We start from the raw sequence: 13,766 nt of genomic DNA on the forward strand, positions 1-13,766 counted from the left end.
GTGCCCGACGGGCGGGGCGGTCCCCCTGGCTCCGCCGCACCTAGCTCACCCGCGCCCGCCTCACCCGCGCCACCGGCAGGACCCGCTGGAGCCGTGGCACCGGCAGGAGCCGTGGCACCCGCAGGACCCCCGACCCCGTCCGCGCCACCCTCCGCACCGCCCGCCCCGCGCGCCCCCGCCCCCGGCCCGTCGTCCGCCCGGGCACCCGCGCCGGCCGCCTCGCGCCCGCCCGGCCCCACCGCACCCACCGCACCCACCCCGCCCTCCCCTGCCCCCGAGCCCACACCGGTCCCCGGCGCCGCCACCCGCCCGGCCCGCCGGCCCCTGCACGGCGACCCGCCGCTGCGCAGGGTCCTGCGCACCCTTCGGACCGTGCTCGGCTCGTCGGCGGCCCGCGGGGTCGCCGACGCCACCGCGACCGCCGAGCAGGTCCAGCAGCCGGTGACCACCGGCCGCCAGATCGTCGTCACCAGCATCCGCGGCGGCGCCGGCAAGACCACCGTGGCCGCGCTGCTCAGCCGTACCTTCGTGCACTACCGGCACGACCCGGTGCTCGCCATGGAGGCCGACTCGGCCCTCGGCACCCTCCCGACCCGGCTCGGCGCCACCTCGGTGCGCTGGACCTGCGCCGACGTGGCGGGTCTGGTCACCCCATCCATGCGGCTGACCGACATCACCGGCTACCTGGTCGCCCTGGACGACCGCGGCTGGCTGCTGCCCGGCAGCCGCGGCGACATCGGCGCCCCCGTGGACATCCCCACCTACCGCACCGTGGTGATGGCGCTGCGCCGCTTCTTCGCGGTGACGGTGGTGGACTGCGAGACGCTGCCCGGCGAGGTGGCGCGTACGGCCCTGGTCACCGCGCACGCGTGCGTACTGGTCGCGCCGGCCACGGTGGAGGGCGTCGCGTCGACCGCCACGGTGCTGGCCTGGATGTCGTCGCTGCCCAAGCAGGTACTGCGCGGCACCGTGGTCGCGCTCACCTGCTCGGCACCCGACCAGGTGCTCGATGTCCGGCGCGCGGAGCGGGAGTTGCGCGAGGCGGGCGTGGAGGTGGTGGTGATCCCGTACGACCGGCACCTCGCCGCGGGGGGCGTGATCTCCGCGCCCCTGCTCGGCGCGGAGACCCAGGTCGCCGCCACCCGGCTGGCCGGGATCGCGCTCGACCGCGCGGTGGGCCGGGGCGCCGGCGGCGAACCGGCGGGCCGCCGGACACCGGTGGAGCAGCGCGGGCAGGCCCGGACCGAGGACCGCCGGCCGTGACGCAGCGGATCGTGCACCGGCCCGCACGCACGTCGAGCCCCCTCCTGCGTGACGTCCCCCGGGTCGTGGAGGCGCCGCCGAACCTGCCCGAGGGCAAGGCTGGCAGCCCCGCCACCGCGCTGCTGCCGCTGGCCGGCGTGGTCAGCTCGGTGGTGATGATGACCGTCATCCGCAACAGCCAGTTCGCGGCGATCGGTGCCATCGTCCTGGTGCTCGCCGTGTGCGGCGCGCTGGCGCTGTTCCTGTCCCAGCGCGGCAAGGCGCAGCGCACCCGGCGCACCCAGCGCGAGCGGTACCTGGAGTATCTGGAGGAGCTGCGCGAGGAGTTGGGCGCGGCGGAACGACGGGTACGGGACCGGGCGCGGGTGCTCGACCCGCCGCCGGACGCGCTGTACGACATCGTGCGCGACCCGGCGCGCGCCTGGGAACGCCGCCGGCTGGACCGGGACTTCCTCCAGGTGCGGATCGGCACCGGCAACGTGCCGGTACGGGAGCTGGTGCTCGGCAAGGGCGGCTCGGGCGTGCTGACGCCGCCCGACCGGTTCATGCTCAACGAGGCCGGGGCGCTGCTCGCCCGGTTCTCCCGGGTGGCCGACTTCCCGCTGACGGTGCCGCTGGACCGGGCCGGGAACGTCAGCATCGTCGGGGACCGCGAGGACGTGCTGCGGGTGGCGCGGGCCCTGCTGGTCCAGACGGCGGCGCTGCACGCGCCCGACGACGTGGGGATCGCGCTGTCGGTGCCCGGCGGCCGGCTGCCGGAGTGGGAGTGGGCGAAATGGCTGCCGCACGTCCTGGAACCGGACGAGGAGGACGGCCCGGTGCCCGCCCGCCGGATCGCGCCCTCTCCCGAACAGCTCGCCAAGGTGCTCCGGCGCGACCTGGTCCGGCGCGCCTCCTACACCGCCGAGCTGCGCCGCGGCCTGTCCGACCAGGACGCGCTGCGGCGCACCGCCCGGCTGCTGGTGTTCAGCGACGAGTACGGCGGTCCGGCGGTCGAACTGCCGCGCCCCGACATGGCGGTGGCGCTGCGGGACATGGGCGTCACCGTGGTGCACCTGCTGGCCGAGCACCTGCACGAGCCGGACGAGGTGACCGTACGGATCACCGTGGACGGTGACCACCTGTCCGTACGGGACCTGCGCGCGCCGGGCGGCGACGGGCCGGGGGCGGAGAGCGGGGCCTCGGCGGCCGTGCCGGGTACGGGGAACGCGGGCGGTACGGGCGGCGCGGGTGGATCGGCCGGCGCGGGTGGATCGGCCGGCGGGCGCGCGGAGGAGGCCGGCGGCGCGGTCGAAGGGACGGCCGACCCGGTGACCGTCGCCGGCGCCGAAGGCATCGCCAGGCTGCTCGCACCGCTGCGGCTGTCGGAGGAGTCCGTCGACGACGGCACGCCGATCTCCGGAGCGGTGGACTTCCCCGCACTGCTCGGCGTGGCCGACCCGGCCGCCCTCGACCTGGCGCGGATGTGGGCGCCACGCGGTGAACGGGACTTCCTGCGGGTGCCGATCGGCCTGGACGACCGGCATCGTCCGGTGCTGCTGGACCTGAAGGAGTCCTCCCAACTCGGCATGGGACCGCACGGGTTGTGCGTCGGCGCGACCGGCTCCGGGAAGAGCGAGCTGCTGCGCACCCTGGTCCTGGCGCTCGCCGCCAACCATCCGCCGCAGGACCTGGCCCTGGTCCTGGTGGACTACAAGGGAGGCGCCACCTTCGCGCCGTTCGCCGAACTCCCGCACGTCGCAGGGGTGATCACCAACCTGGAGAACCAGGCCGGCCTGGTCGAGCGGGTCCACACCAGCCTGGCCGGCGAGGTCAAACGCCGCCAGCAGGTGCTGAAGGACGCCGGCAACGTGGCGGACATCGGCCGCTACGCCGCGCTGCGCGCCGAACGCCCCGAGCTGGAACTCGAACCGCTGCCCCACCTGTTCGTGGTCATCGACGAGTTCGGCGAACTCCTCACCGAGAAGCCCGACTTCATCGACCTGTTCCTGTCGATCGGCCGGATCGGCCGGTCCATCGGGGTGCACCTGCTGCTGTCCAGCCAGCGCATCGAGGGCGGCAAGCTGCGCGGGCTGGAGACCTACCTGTCCTACCGGCTGGGGCTGCGGACGTTCTCCGCGGACGAGTCGCGCACCGTGCTGGACACCCCGGACGCCTTCCTGCTGCCGTCGCTGCCCGGCTTCGGCTACCTCAAGGTGGACACCTCCACCTACCGCCGGTTCAAGGCGGGTTACGTCTCCGGCGCGCACCGCCGTACGGCCGTCGCCGACGCGGCCGAGGAGCAGCCGCTGGCGTACCGCTACCCGACGTACAACGTCTCCGCGGCACTGGGCGGCCCGCTGCGCGGCGACGACGCGGAAGGGGCAGCGGACCAGGAGCAGGACCGTGCGGCCGCGACCGCGCTGGACAGCGGCCCGACCGTACTGTCGGTGATGGTGGACCAGTTGCGGGAGGCCGGCACCCCCGGGCGGCGCATCTGGCTGCCGCCGCTGCCCGCGGCGGTCGCCCTGGACGCCGTCGCCGGCCCGGTGGAGGTGACCGGGGACGGGATGCGGCTGACCCGGCCGGCCGGAGCGATGCGGGTGCCGCTGGGCCTGCTGGACGATCCGGCCCGGCAGCGGCGCGGGCCCTGGGTGCACGACCTGACCGTCGCCGGCGGGCACACCGCGGTGGTGGGCGGCCCGCAGTCCGGCAAGACCACGCTGCTGCGCACCCTGGTGCTCTCCCTGGCGCTCACCCACACCCCCCGCGACGTGGCCGTCTACTGCCTCGACCTGGCCGGCGGCGGCCTGTCGGCGCTGACCGGCCTGCCGCACGTCGGCGGGGTGGCCGGCCGGTCGGACCCCGAGCGCTGCGCCCGCACGGTCGCCGAGGTCCGCGGCATGCTCGCCGCCCGCGAGCAGCTCTTCCGCCGGCAGGGCATCGACTCCGTGGACCAGCTGCGCCACCTGCGCTCGGCCGGCGGGCTGCCCGAACTCCCCAGCACCGAGGTGGTGTTGGTGATCGACGGATACGGCACCCTGCGCGAGGAGTTCGACGCCCTGGACGACGGGGTGGCCGACCTGCTGAAGCGCGGCGGCGGCTACGGCATCCACGTGGTGGCCGGCATGCTCCGCTGGAACGACGTGCGGATCGCCAACCAGTCGCTCTTCGGCAGCCGGGTGGAGCTACGGCTGGGCGACGCCACGGATTCCGCGATCGACCGGCGGCTCGCGCAGACCCTCGGCGCCGGTGACGCCGGCCGGGCCCTGACCGACGGCCGGCTGTTCGCGCAGGTGGCGCTCCCGCGCATCGACGGGCGCGCCACCGCGGAGGCCCTGGCCGCCGCACTCGGCGACGCCACCGCCACCATCCGCGCCACCTGGCACGGTGAACCGGCGCCCGCGGTAAGGGTGTTGCCCGCCAGGCTGCCCGCCGCGAAGCTGCCCTCGGCCGCCTCAGAACCCGCGGCGATCCCCCTCGGCGTCGATCAGGACGCCCTCGCCCCGGTGCTGCTCGGCCTGTTCGAGCGCGACCAGCACCTGGTCGTCCTCGGCGACGACGAATGCGGCAAGACCAACCTGCTGGCCCTGGTCGCCGCCCAGTTGATCTCGCGGTACTCCGACGACGAGCTGGTCTTCGCGGTGTTCGACCCGCGCCGCGGCCTGCGCACCGCGGTTCCCGAGCCGTACCGGGGCGGCTACGCGTACAACGTCCGCCTCTCGACGGGCCTGGCGGCCGGCATCGCGACCGAACTCGACAAGCGGCTGCCCGACGAGGCCGCTCAGGACGCGCTGCACCCGCTCGGCGACGGGCCCGGCTTCGACGGTCCGCGCATCGTGCTGCTCATCGACGACTACGACATCCTCACCGCCGCCGGCCAGCAGCCGCTGGCGCCGTTCCTGCCGTACCTGCCGATCGCACAGGACATCGGCCTGCACGTGGTGCTCACCCGCCGGGTCGCGGGCGCCTCCCGCGCGCTGTACGACCCGTTCCTGACCGCGCTGCGGGAGACCGGCGCGACCGCGCTGGTGATGGCCGGCGACCGTGCGGAGGGCCAGCTCTTCCCGGGCGTGTACGCCTCCGCGCAGCCGCCCGGCCGCGGCCTGCTGGTGCGCCGCGGACGCGCCCCGCAGCTCGTCCAGACCGCCCTGGCCGAGCAGGAGGCACCGTGACCAAGGACATCGTCGTCCTGACCCCGAAGATGCCGGACGCCTTGCGGCTGCTGGCGAGCCTGTACGCGGGCGGCCCCGACCAGTACATGACCGGTGACGCCGAGGGAGCCGTGATCCAGCTGACCGGGCCCGACGGCCGGCCGCTGGTCTCCGTGGAGGCGCCGGTACTGGTGCAGGTGGCCGGAGAGGTCGAGCGGCTGCTCGGGGCGAAGGCGGCTCGCCGGGCCGGGCTGACCGGTGCGCACCGGGGCCGGCCGGTGTGGTGGACCGAGGTGCGTGCGTCCACCGCCGTGCCGGACGCGGCGGCCCTGGCCGGCTCCGTCGCGGGCCGGCTGGCGCTGCTGCTGGACGGGGTGTGCCATCCGGCCGGGGCCGTACGGTCGTTGGGCGTGGTGCGGGTCGGCTCGCGGCCACCGGCGCGGGTCGGTCCCGGCGACGGTCCCGGCGAGGGCGAGGGCGAGGGCGAGGGCGGGGGCGAGGGCGAGGGCGGCGGCGCGGCCACGGTCGGTGGGAGCGCCGGCGACGCCGCTGACGTCGGCGCGGAGGTGTCCGCGGCGGCCGCGCCACCGGGCGCGCTGCCCGCGGTGGACGTGGCCACCGCCACCACCGCCGTCGTCATCGGGGACCGGCCGCTGGTCTCCTTGTCGGCGTGGCTGTCCGACGTCCTGCGGGCCTGCGCCGAGACCGACCGCGCCCTGCAGATCGTGACCCCGCCGGGCACCCGGATGAGCATGCTCACCCGGTTCGCGCTCACCGGCGCGCCCAACCGCTGGGTGGTGGGCGACTCCTCGGGCTACTACGACGGCCTGTCCGGCGCCGAGCTGCACTGGAAGGACGGCACCTTCGCCGCCATCCCCACCCCGGAGGGCACCGGGCGGCTCGCGGACGCGTTCCGTCCCGCCGGGCCGACCGCCGACCGGCAGCTGAGCCTGTCCTTCCACACCGTCCACCCGCCCGAGGAGGACCTGCTGCTCGGCGGCGCCGTGGAAGCCGCCTGGCAGGCGCTGACCGGCGCGCCGCCGACCGGATGGGGCACCGCGGAACCGGTCAACCTGCCATGGTCGCGGCGCCAGTTGACCGATCTGGCCCGCGGCCGAGCGCCCAGGCCCACCTTCCTCGCCGTGGTCGGGCGGCCCGAGCGCCCGGCGGTCGCGTCGGTCCGGGTGACCCGGGTCGGAGGCGGTGTCGAGCAGGATGTGACGCTCGTCCTCGGCTACGGTCCCGGCGACGCCCTCCCGCTGGACCGCATCGCGTCCCTGGCCGGCACCCTCGTGGCCGAGCACGGACTGGTCACCATGCTCGCCGCCGTCCGCCCGGCCACGCGCGACCTGACGGTGCCCGCGGTCTTCGAGGCCCCGCCGGTACCGGTGTCCTTCACCCTCGGCGCGGCCGGCGTCGCCGACGTCACCCTCACCCGCGCCCGCCGGCCTCCACTGGAGATCGAACCGCTCCAACTGGGCTCCTCCGTGGCCCCCGCCCTGCACTACCCGCTCGGCGACGGCACCGATGCCGAGGCATGGCAGTCCCTGCACATCCTCACCGAACACCTCGCCGTCGCCGCCCCGTAGCGGGCCGGTACGTCGCCGCACGAGCGACGGAGCTTGTCGGAGGCGGCTGTTACGGTCGGCCGTCGGTCGGGTGGCGCGGTGGTCGCCGTGTGAACGAGGGAGGTCGGGGCCCGTGGGGGAGAGGGACGCCGAGCCGCAGGACGCGGGGCCGGTGGCGTACGGGGCGATGACGCTGCTGGCGGCCGCGGTGGTCGTGCACGACCGGAAGAAGGGGCGGGTGCTGCTCCTGCGGCGGGGGCCGGGGGCGCGCTACGGCGACGGGCTGTGGGACCTGCCGGTGGGCAAGAGCGACCCGGGGGAGCCGATCACGCGCACGGCGGTGCGCGAGCTGTACGAGGAGACCGGGGTGCGGGTGGCGCCCGAGGACCTGGCGGTCGCGCACCTCGTCCACGGCGCCCACGGCGTGCAGTCGCCGAACGGCTATCTCACCGTGGTGTTCGCGGCCCACCGCTGGACCGGCACCGCCGAGAACCGCGAGCCCGGCAAGCACCGCGAGGTCCGCTGGTGCGACGTCGACGCGGTCCCGGAGCGGTTCGTCCCCAGCACGGCCCGCGCCCTGCGTGCCTACCTCGGGCGCGGCCCCCTGCTCTCCGAACACGGCTGGCCCGCGGCGCCCGCGGAGTAGCGGCGGCGCGACGGTTCACGACCGGGGCAGGCCGTACCGTCAACCGATCGGCAGATCACCGGACTTGAGCGCGCGGACGAACGAGGTCCAGGCGGCGGGGGTGAACGTGAGGACAGGGCCCTCGGGGTCCTTCGAGTCGCGGACGGGCAGCACCGCCGGGTTGCCGTCGCCGACCTCGACGCAGTTGCCGCCACTGCCGTTGCTGTACGACGACTTGCGCCACTCGACGCCGGGGCCCAGGTCACGAGCAGTGGTCATGGTCTGCTGTACTCCTCCGCCACCGACGAGATGAGGTTGAGGGACGCCTCCGGCGACAGCGCGACGGCCCGCGCGTAATCGTATGCCCGCTGGTGTTGGGACAGGTCCAACTGGGGCCTGCGGATGGCGGTTTCGAGCTGACCGATGTAGGCGGCGGAGCAGAAGACTCACTCGCCGAGCTGGTCTTGGGTCAGGCCGGCCGCCTCGCGCAGGCGGCGCAGCTCGGAACCGTAGAAGCTCTGCGGGGATTCGTAGGGACTGAGGTTCTTCGGCTGGGTCATCGGACCACCGTTCCTCGCGAGTTGGAGCTCAAGAGGAGTGGAGACCGTGTCACCGTTGAGCGTAACTACGCGGTGGGCGCTGCGTAGTGCGCTCGGCGGAACGGGGGGAGGCGCCCCGGGGCGAGTGGGAGCGTGACGGCGCGAAGCGCGCGCCGGGTTCGCGCCGCCGGAGTGCGGTGACTGCGGGTAGTACGTTGCCCCCTCGGACGTGCCGCGCGGGTGGCGGCGGATGAGGAGGCGGTGGGCGTGGAGGCGCTGGGTCAGGTGCTGGCGGGGAATCCGTATCCGGGGCGCGGGGTGGTGTGGGCGCGGACCGGGGACGGGCGTTGCTGCGGGGCGTACTTCCTCACGGGCCGCACCCGTGCCTCGCAGGCGCGCGAACTGCGACGCGGCGACGGCGAGTTGGTGGTCGCGGCGACAGAGGGCCCAGGCGGTGACCCGCTGCGGCACTACGTGGGCGCGCGGGAGCGCGGGGAGTGGCTGGTGTACGGCAACGGGGAGCAGGTCGCGGAGGTCGCCGGGCGGCTGGACGAGGGCGCGGAGCCGCTCCGCGCGCTGTCGGGGCTGGCGTACGAGCCCGATCCGCCGATCCACACCCCCCGGATCACGGTGGTCGCCCACGGTTCGACCGGGCGGGCCTGGCTCGGCGCGGCCCGGCGTGGTGCGGGTGGCCGGGAAGCGGCCGACGTGCTCACGCTGGCGGTCGGCGCGCTCGCCCCGGGCGACGCGGTGCTGATGACCACCTACCGTTCCGACGGCCGTACGGTCGCCACCGCCGAGCCCTACGTCGACACCGCGACCCGGGCGAACACCCCGGCCGAGCTTGCCGCCGAGATCTGGGACGTCCTCGCCCCCGAACTCCGCGTGGCGCTGGCCGTGTTCGAGCCCGGCAACCTGGAGGGCGCCCTCCTGCGACAGCGGCAGCCGGAGTAGTGCCGCAACCTCCGGGCCGCCCGAGTGCGTCAGCAGGTACGACGTGGCACTTACGCAGTACCGGGAAACCACCGAGAAAGGTCGGACATGTACGAGTACAAGGTCGTCACCTTCCGCGAAGCGCTGATCGGGGACGCGCTCGACAGCGACAAGTTGGAGAAGGTGCTCAACAAGCACGCCGAGGACGGCTGGGCGCTGAAGGACATCACGTCCGGCGAGGTGAAGGGCCGGATAGGCCCCGGCGCGGTCGACGGCCTGCTCATCACCTTCGAACGCCCCCGCCAGGGCTGAGCGCCCGGCGGGAGGAGGTCCGCGCGGCTGCGCTCGTTGTCCGAGTTGCCTGAGTGCACAGGCATCGGTGAGCGTGGCCGCGTGGTCACTTTCGGTCGCCGACCGTCTGCACGATCAGAAGCCGAGCGTGACGATCCGGGCACGGGGAGGTGTGGGGTGGCCGCCGTGGACGGCCGGCCGCAGGCGTGGGAGCGAGGGGGACTCCTTCCGGAGGGGGACTCCTTCCGGAGGAGTGCGAAGTCCTCGCCGCCGACGCGGCCCGCGATGTCGAGGGTCTCCGCCTTGCATTCGTCGGCGGAAGGTTGGGGGCCAAGACGGTGCCGGACGCGGTTCACACGGCGATCACGATGTGGCTGCTGCGGCAGTGCATGCAGCAGCAGCCGCAGTGGGATCTTCATACAGGACAAGTGGACCGAAGGGGCCGCGGCACCCGAAAGCTAAGCTCGGGGGTATGCCGACCCCTGGGGAGAGCCGCCGCCGTGTCCGTACGTATGAGCCCACGCGGACGTGGGGAGCGTTGCGCGCGCAGGTGGGGCATGTGCGGGTGGCCGCACGGGGGTTGACCGGGGAGCAGTGGAAGTGGCCCTCGGGGCTGCCGGGTTGGGACGTGCGGCTGCTGGTCGTGCACATCGTCCGGCAGGTCGAGGCGATGGGGACGATGCTGGCGGCGGAGCCGCCGGCGGCCGGGGCGAAGACGGTCGGGCTCGACACCTGGGCGCTGTCCACCGCGGGAATCGCGGAGAAGCTGGACGCCGCGACCCGGGCGGAGGAGGCGCGGACCGCCGATCCGCTCGTGGCCCTCGAAGCCGCCGCGGAGCAGCTCGACGCGCTGGAGGCCGAGGCGACCAGGGCCGACCGGCTGGTGCCGAGCCCGTTCGGCCCGATGCGGGCGAGCGACTTCCTGGTGACGCGGCTGGTCGAGCTGGTCGTCCACAGCGACGACCTCGCCCGCGCCACCGGCATCGAGGTCGGCTTCGACCGGCACGCGGTCGCCGGGGCGGTACGGGTCCTCGCGGACGCGCTCGCCGCGAAGGCGCCCGGGAACTCCGTGGAGGTGCGGGTGCCGCCGTATGCCGCCGTGCAGTGCGTGGAAGGGCCGCGGCACACCCGCGGCACCCCGCCGAACGTCGTCGAGACCGACCCCGTCACCTGGCTGCGCCTGTCCACCGGGCGCACCTCGTTCGCGGACGAGGTCGACGCCGCCCGCGTCTCCGCGTCCGGCGAGCGCGCCGACCTCGCGGCGTACCTCCCGGTCCTGGGGTAGCTCCTGCCCGGTCCTGGGACAGCTCCTGCGAAGTGGCTCGGCCGCTTCCCCCAGGCGTCTTCCAAAAACCGGAGTCCGGTTCTGATTCCTCCGGCCGCCCGTTCTGTCGGTTCCGGGAGCGCCGGACGGGGGTGGGCCAGGTGGCGGCCATGAGGGCTCCCCGACGTGATTGGCCGGAAAACGACCCTGCGCCCGGGCGCGCCCGACTCCGTAAGGCGAACATCACACCGCTTGCCACGTAAGGCATGACGCGCGTAGACCCAGGGAATTGAAGGTTCGCCCGTTCGGATGAGAGGCATTCCTGCCCTAGACTCGACAACGTGCCTCGTGGTGACGGACGACTCAGCCACGACCTGCTCCCCGGTGAGAAGGGCCCCCAAGACGCCTGCGGTGTCTTCGGTGTCTGGGCCCCAGGGGAAGAGGTCGCCAAACTCACCTACTTCGGGCTGTACGCCCTGCAGCACCGCGGACAGGAGTCCGCGGGCATCGCAGTGAGCAACGGCTCCCAGATCCTGGTCTTCAAGGACATGGGCCTGGTTTCCCAGGTCTTCGACGAGACCTCCCTCGGCTCGCTGACCGGCCACATCGCCGTCGGCCACGCCCGCTACTCGACCACCGGCGCGTCCGTGTGGGAGAACGCGCAACCCACCTTCAGGGCCACCGCCCACGGCTCCATCGCGCTGGGCCACAACGGCAACCTGGTGAACACCGCCGAGCTCGCCGAGATGGTCGCCGCGCTGCCGCAGGGCCCCGGACGGGCCACGAAGGTCGCGGCCACCAATGACACGGACCTGATCACGGCGCTGCTGGCCGGCCAGGTCGGGCCGGACGGCACCCCGCTGTCGGTCGAGGAAGCCGCACCACAGGTGCTGCCGAAGATCAAGGGCGCTTTCAGCCTCGTCTACATGGACGAGCACACCCTCTACGCCGCCCGTGACCCGCAGGGCATCCGCCCGCTGGTGCTGGGCCGGCTGGAGCGCGGCTGGGTGGTGGCCTCCGAGTCCGCCGCCCTGGACATCTGCGGCGCCAGCTTCGTCCGGGAGATCGAGCCCGGCGAGCTGATCGCCGTCGACGAGCAGGGCCTGCGCTCCTCCCGCTTCGCCGAGGCCCGCCCCAAGGGCTGCGTCTTCGAGTACGTCTACCTCGCCCGCCCCGACACCGACATCGCGGGCCGCAACGTCTACCTGTCCCGGGTGGAGATGGGCCGCCGGCTGGCCAAGGAGGCCCCGGTCGAGGCCGACCTGGTGATACCGACACCGGAGTCCGGCACGCCGGCCGCGGTCGGCTACGCCGAGGCCAGCGGCATCCCGTACGGCTCGGGCCTGGTGAAGAACTCCTACGTCGGCCGGACCTTCATCCAGCCCTCGCAGACCATCCGGCAGCTCGGCATCCGGCTCAAGCTCAACCCGCTCAAGGAAGTCATCCGCGGCAAGCGGCTGGTGGTGGTGGACGACTCCATCGTTCGCGGCAACACGCAGCGCGCGCTGGTGCGGATGCTCCGCGAGGCCGGCGCGGCCGAGGTGCACATCCGGATCTCCTCGCCGCCGGTGAAGTGGCCGTGCTTCTTCGGCATCGACTTCGCCACCCGCGCCGAGCTGATCGCCAACGGCATGAGCGTGGAGGAGATCGGCAAGTCGCTGGGCGCGGACTCGCTGTCGTACATCTCGATCGACGCGATGGTCGAGGCGACCACGATCGCCAAGCCCAACCTGTGCCGGGCCTGCTTCGACGGCGAGTACCCGATGGACCTGCCCGACCCGGAGCTGCTCGGCAAGCAGCTGCTCGAGGTCGAGCTGGCCGGTGGCGCGGACGCCGCCGACGCACTGCGCCGGCCGTGAGCCCGTACCGACCTGCCCCGCGGGCCGCCGGCCCGCGCCGCAGCCCCCACCCGTGCCCCCGCCCCGGCCACCCCGGCCCGGGCCGGGCGCCGCGACCGTACGACCCGTACGACCGACACGAAGGTTTCCCCAGCCATGTCTGAGACAACCGGTGCCAGCTACGCAGCCGCGGGCGTCGACATCGAGGCGGGCGACCGCGCCGTCACCCTGATGAAGGAGTGGGTGCGCAAGGCGTCCCGCCCCGAGGTGGTCGGTGGCCTCGGCGGCTTCGCCGGGCTCTTCGACGCCTCGGCCCTCAAGCGCTACGAGCGCCCGCTGCTCGCGTCGGCCACCGACGGCGTCGGCACCAAGGTGGACATCGCCCGCCGGATGGGCGTCTACGACACGATCGGCCACGACCTGGTCGGCATGGTCGTGGACGACCTGGTGGTGTGCGGCGCCGAGCCGCTGTTCATGACCGACTACATCTGCGTCGGCAAGGTCTACCCGGAGCGGGTCGCGGCCATCGTCAAGGGCATCGCGGAGGGCTGCGTGCTGGCCGGCTGCGCGCTGGTCGGCGGCGAGACCGCCGAACACCCCGGGCTGCTGGGCGCCGACGACTTCGACGTGGCGGGCGCGGGCACCGGCGTGGTCGAGGCCGACGGGCTGCTGGGCGCGGACCGGGTCCGGCCGGGCGACGCGGTGATCGCGATCGAGTCCTCCGGACTTCACTCGAACGGGTACAGCCTGGTCCGGCACGTGCTCTTCGACCGGGCCGGCTGGGCGCTGGACCGCGAGGTGCCCGAGTTCGGCCGCACGCTGGGCGAGGAACTGCTGGAGCCGACCAGGATCTACTCGCTGGACTGCCTGGCGCTGGCCCGCACCACCGAGGTGCACGCCTTCTCGCACATCACCGGCGGCGGTCTGGCCGCCAACCTGGCCCGGGTGATCCCGGACCACCTGCACGCCACCGTGGAGCGCCCCACCTGGACGCCGGGACCGGTCTTCGGAGTGGTCGGCGAGCTGGGCGGGGTGCGGCGCGAGGAGCTGGAGAAGACGCTCAACATGGGCGTCGGCATGATGGCCGTGGTGCCGCAGGAGTCGGTCGACGTGGCGCTCGCGGTGCTCGCGGACCGTGACGTGGACGCCTGGGTGGCCGGCGAGATCCGGGCACGCGAAAGCGGCGCGTCGGCCGTGGAGCTGGTCGGCGACTACGGCGACGACGCCTGACCCGGACGGTTACCCGCGGTGAGGAAACATGCCGACGACGAAACCCGGCCCGGGGCGGACCCCGGGCCGGGCCTCAAGCGTT

At 74.2% G+C, this 13,766-nt stretch carries 11 protein-coding genes; 9 read left to right on the plus strand and 2 right to left on the minus strand.

All coding sequences use genetic code 11. From position 1 onward, the window contains the following. Positions 1–111 precede the first annotated feature (111 nt). From AB0399_RS14730 to AB0399_RS14745, 4 genes are all read left to right on the plus strand, one after another. Positions 112–1,263 carry a hypothetical protein gene (locus AB0399_RS14730; protein WP_366411506.1) on the plus strand — a complete coding sequence of 384 codons (1,152 nt, stop codon included), beginning with the start codon at positions 112–114 and terminating at the stop codon, positions 1,261–1,263. Then, positions 1,260–5,417, plus strand: a complete 4,158-nt coding sequence (eccCb, locus tag AB0399_RS14735) for a type VII secretion protein EccCb (protein WP_366411507.1) — start codon at positions 1,260–1,262, stop codon at positions 5,415–5,417. The genes AB0399_RS14730 and eccCb overlap by 4 nt, the downstream gene beginning before the upstream one ends. Next, complete coding sequence (locus AB0399_RS14740; RefSeq protein WP_366411508.1) at positions 5,414–6,985, plus strand: DUF6177 family protein; 1,572 nt, start codon at positions 5,414–5,416, stop codon at positions 6,983–6,985. The genes eccCb and AB0399_RS14740 overlap by 4 nt, the downstream gene beginning before the upstream one ends. A 166-nt stretch (positions 6,986–7,151) precedes the next feature. After that, a complete protein-coding gene (locus tag AB0399_RS14745) occupies positions 7,152–7,610 on the plus strand; it encodes an NUDIX domain-containing protein (protein ID WP_366411538.1) in 459 nt (152 codons plus the stop codon). Between the two features lie 39 nt (positions 7,611–7,649). Here AB0399_RS14745 and AB0399_RS14750 read toward each other — a convergent pair whose 3' ends face one another. Beyond that, positions 7,650–7,868 carry a DUF397 domain-containing protein gene (locus AB0399_RS14750; protein ID WP_366411509.1) on the minus strand — a complete coding sequence of 73 codons (219 nt, stop codon included), beginning with the start codon at positions 7,866–7,868 and terminating at the stop codon, positions 7,650–7,652. A gap of 167 nt (positions 7,869–8,035) precedes the next feature. Continuing rightward, a complete protein-coding gene (locus tag AB0399_RS14755) occupies positions 8,036–8,149 on the minus strand; it encodes a helix-turn-helix transcriptional regulator (RefSeq protein ID WP_366411510.1) in 114 nt (37 codons plus the stop codon). Positions 8,150–8,395: 246 nt separating this feature from the next. On the opposite strand from AB0399_RS14755, the gene AB0399_RS14760 reads away from it, so the two are divergent. From AB0399_RS14760 to purM, 5 genes are all read left to right on the plus strand, one after another. Continuing rightward, positions 8,396–9,082 (plus strand): IMP cyclohydrolase, encoded by a 687-nt coding sequence (locus AB0399_RS14760; protein WP_366411511.1) that lies wholly within the window; start codon positions 8,396–8,398, stop codon positions 9,080–9,082. A gap of 87 nt (positions 9,083–9,169) precedes the next feature. After that, positions 9,170–9,373 (plus strand): DUF4177 domain-containing protein, encoded by a 204-nt coding sequence (locus AB0399_RS14765; protein WP_329367717.1) that lies wholly within the window; start codon positions 9,170–9,172, stop codon positions 9,371–9,373. Between the two features lie 451 nt (positions 9,374–9,824). Further along, positions 9,825–10,637 (plus strand): sterol carrier family protein, encoded by an 813-nt coding sequence (locus AB0399_RS14770; RefSeq protein WP_366411512.1) that lies wholly within the window; start codon positions 9,825–9,827, stop codon positions 10,635–10,637. A 320-nt stretch (positions 10,638–10,957) separates the two neighbouring features. After that, positions 10,958–12,475, plus strand: a complete 1,518-nt coding sequence (gene purF, locus AB0399_RS14775) for an amidophosphoribosyltransferase (RefSeq protein WP_328465725.1) — start codon at positions 10,958–10,960, stop codon at positions 12,473–12,475. A 135-nt stretch (positions 12,476–12,610) separates the two neighbouring features. Next, the gene (gene purM / locus AB0399_RS14780; RefSeq protein ID WP_329367721.1) at positions 12,611–13,684 is read left to right on the plus strand and encodes a phosphoribosylformylglycinamidine cyclo-ligase; all 1,074 of its coding nucleotides are present in this window, start codon (positions 12,611–12,613) and stop codon (positions 13,682–13,684) included. The last annotated feature ends 82 nt before the right edge of the window (positions 13,685–13,766 follow it).

It is taken from the genome of Streptomyces sp. NPDC088194, assembly GCF_040702025.1.
Classification (GTDB): Bacteria; Actinomycetota; Actinomycetes; order Streptomycetales; family Streptomycetaceae; genus Actinacidiphila.

What these genes read in the sequence shown, in the direction of transcription:
- AB0399_RS14745 (WP_366411538.1), top strand. Translation starts at nt 7,152, where the DNA reads ATGACGCTGCTGGCGGCCGCGGTGGTCGTGCACGACCGGAAGAAGGGG.
- AB0399_RS14750 (WP_366411509.1), bottom strand. Translation starts at nt 7,868, where the DNA reads ATGACCACTGCTCGTGACCTGGGCCCCGGCGTCGAGTGGCGCAAGTCG.
- AB0399_RS14755 (WP_366411510.1), bottom strand. Translation starts at nt 8,149, where the DNA reads ATGACCCAGCCGAAGAACCTCAGTCCCTACGAATCCCCGCAGAGCTTC.
- AB0399_RS14765 (WP_329367717.1), top strand. Translation starts at nt 9,170, where the DNA reads ATGTACGAGTACAAGGTCGTCACCTTCCGCGAAGCGCTGATCGGGGAC.
- AB0399_RS14770 (WP_366411512.1), top strand. Translation starts at nt 9,825, where the DNA reads ATGCCGACCCCTGGGGAGAGCCGCCGCCGTGTCCGTACGTATGAGCCC.
- purM (WP_329367721.1), top strand. Translation starts at nt 12,611, where the DNA reads ATGTCTGAGACAACCGGTGCCAGCTACGCAGCCGCGGGCGTCGACATC.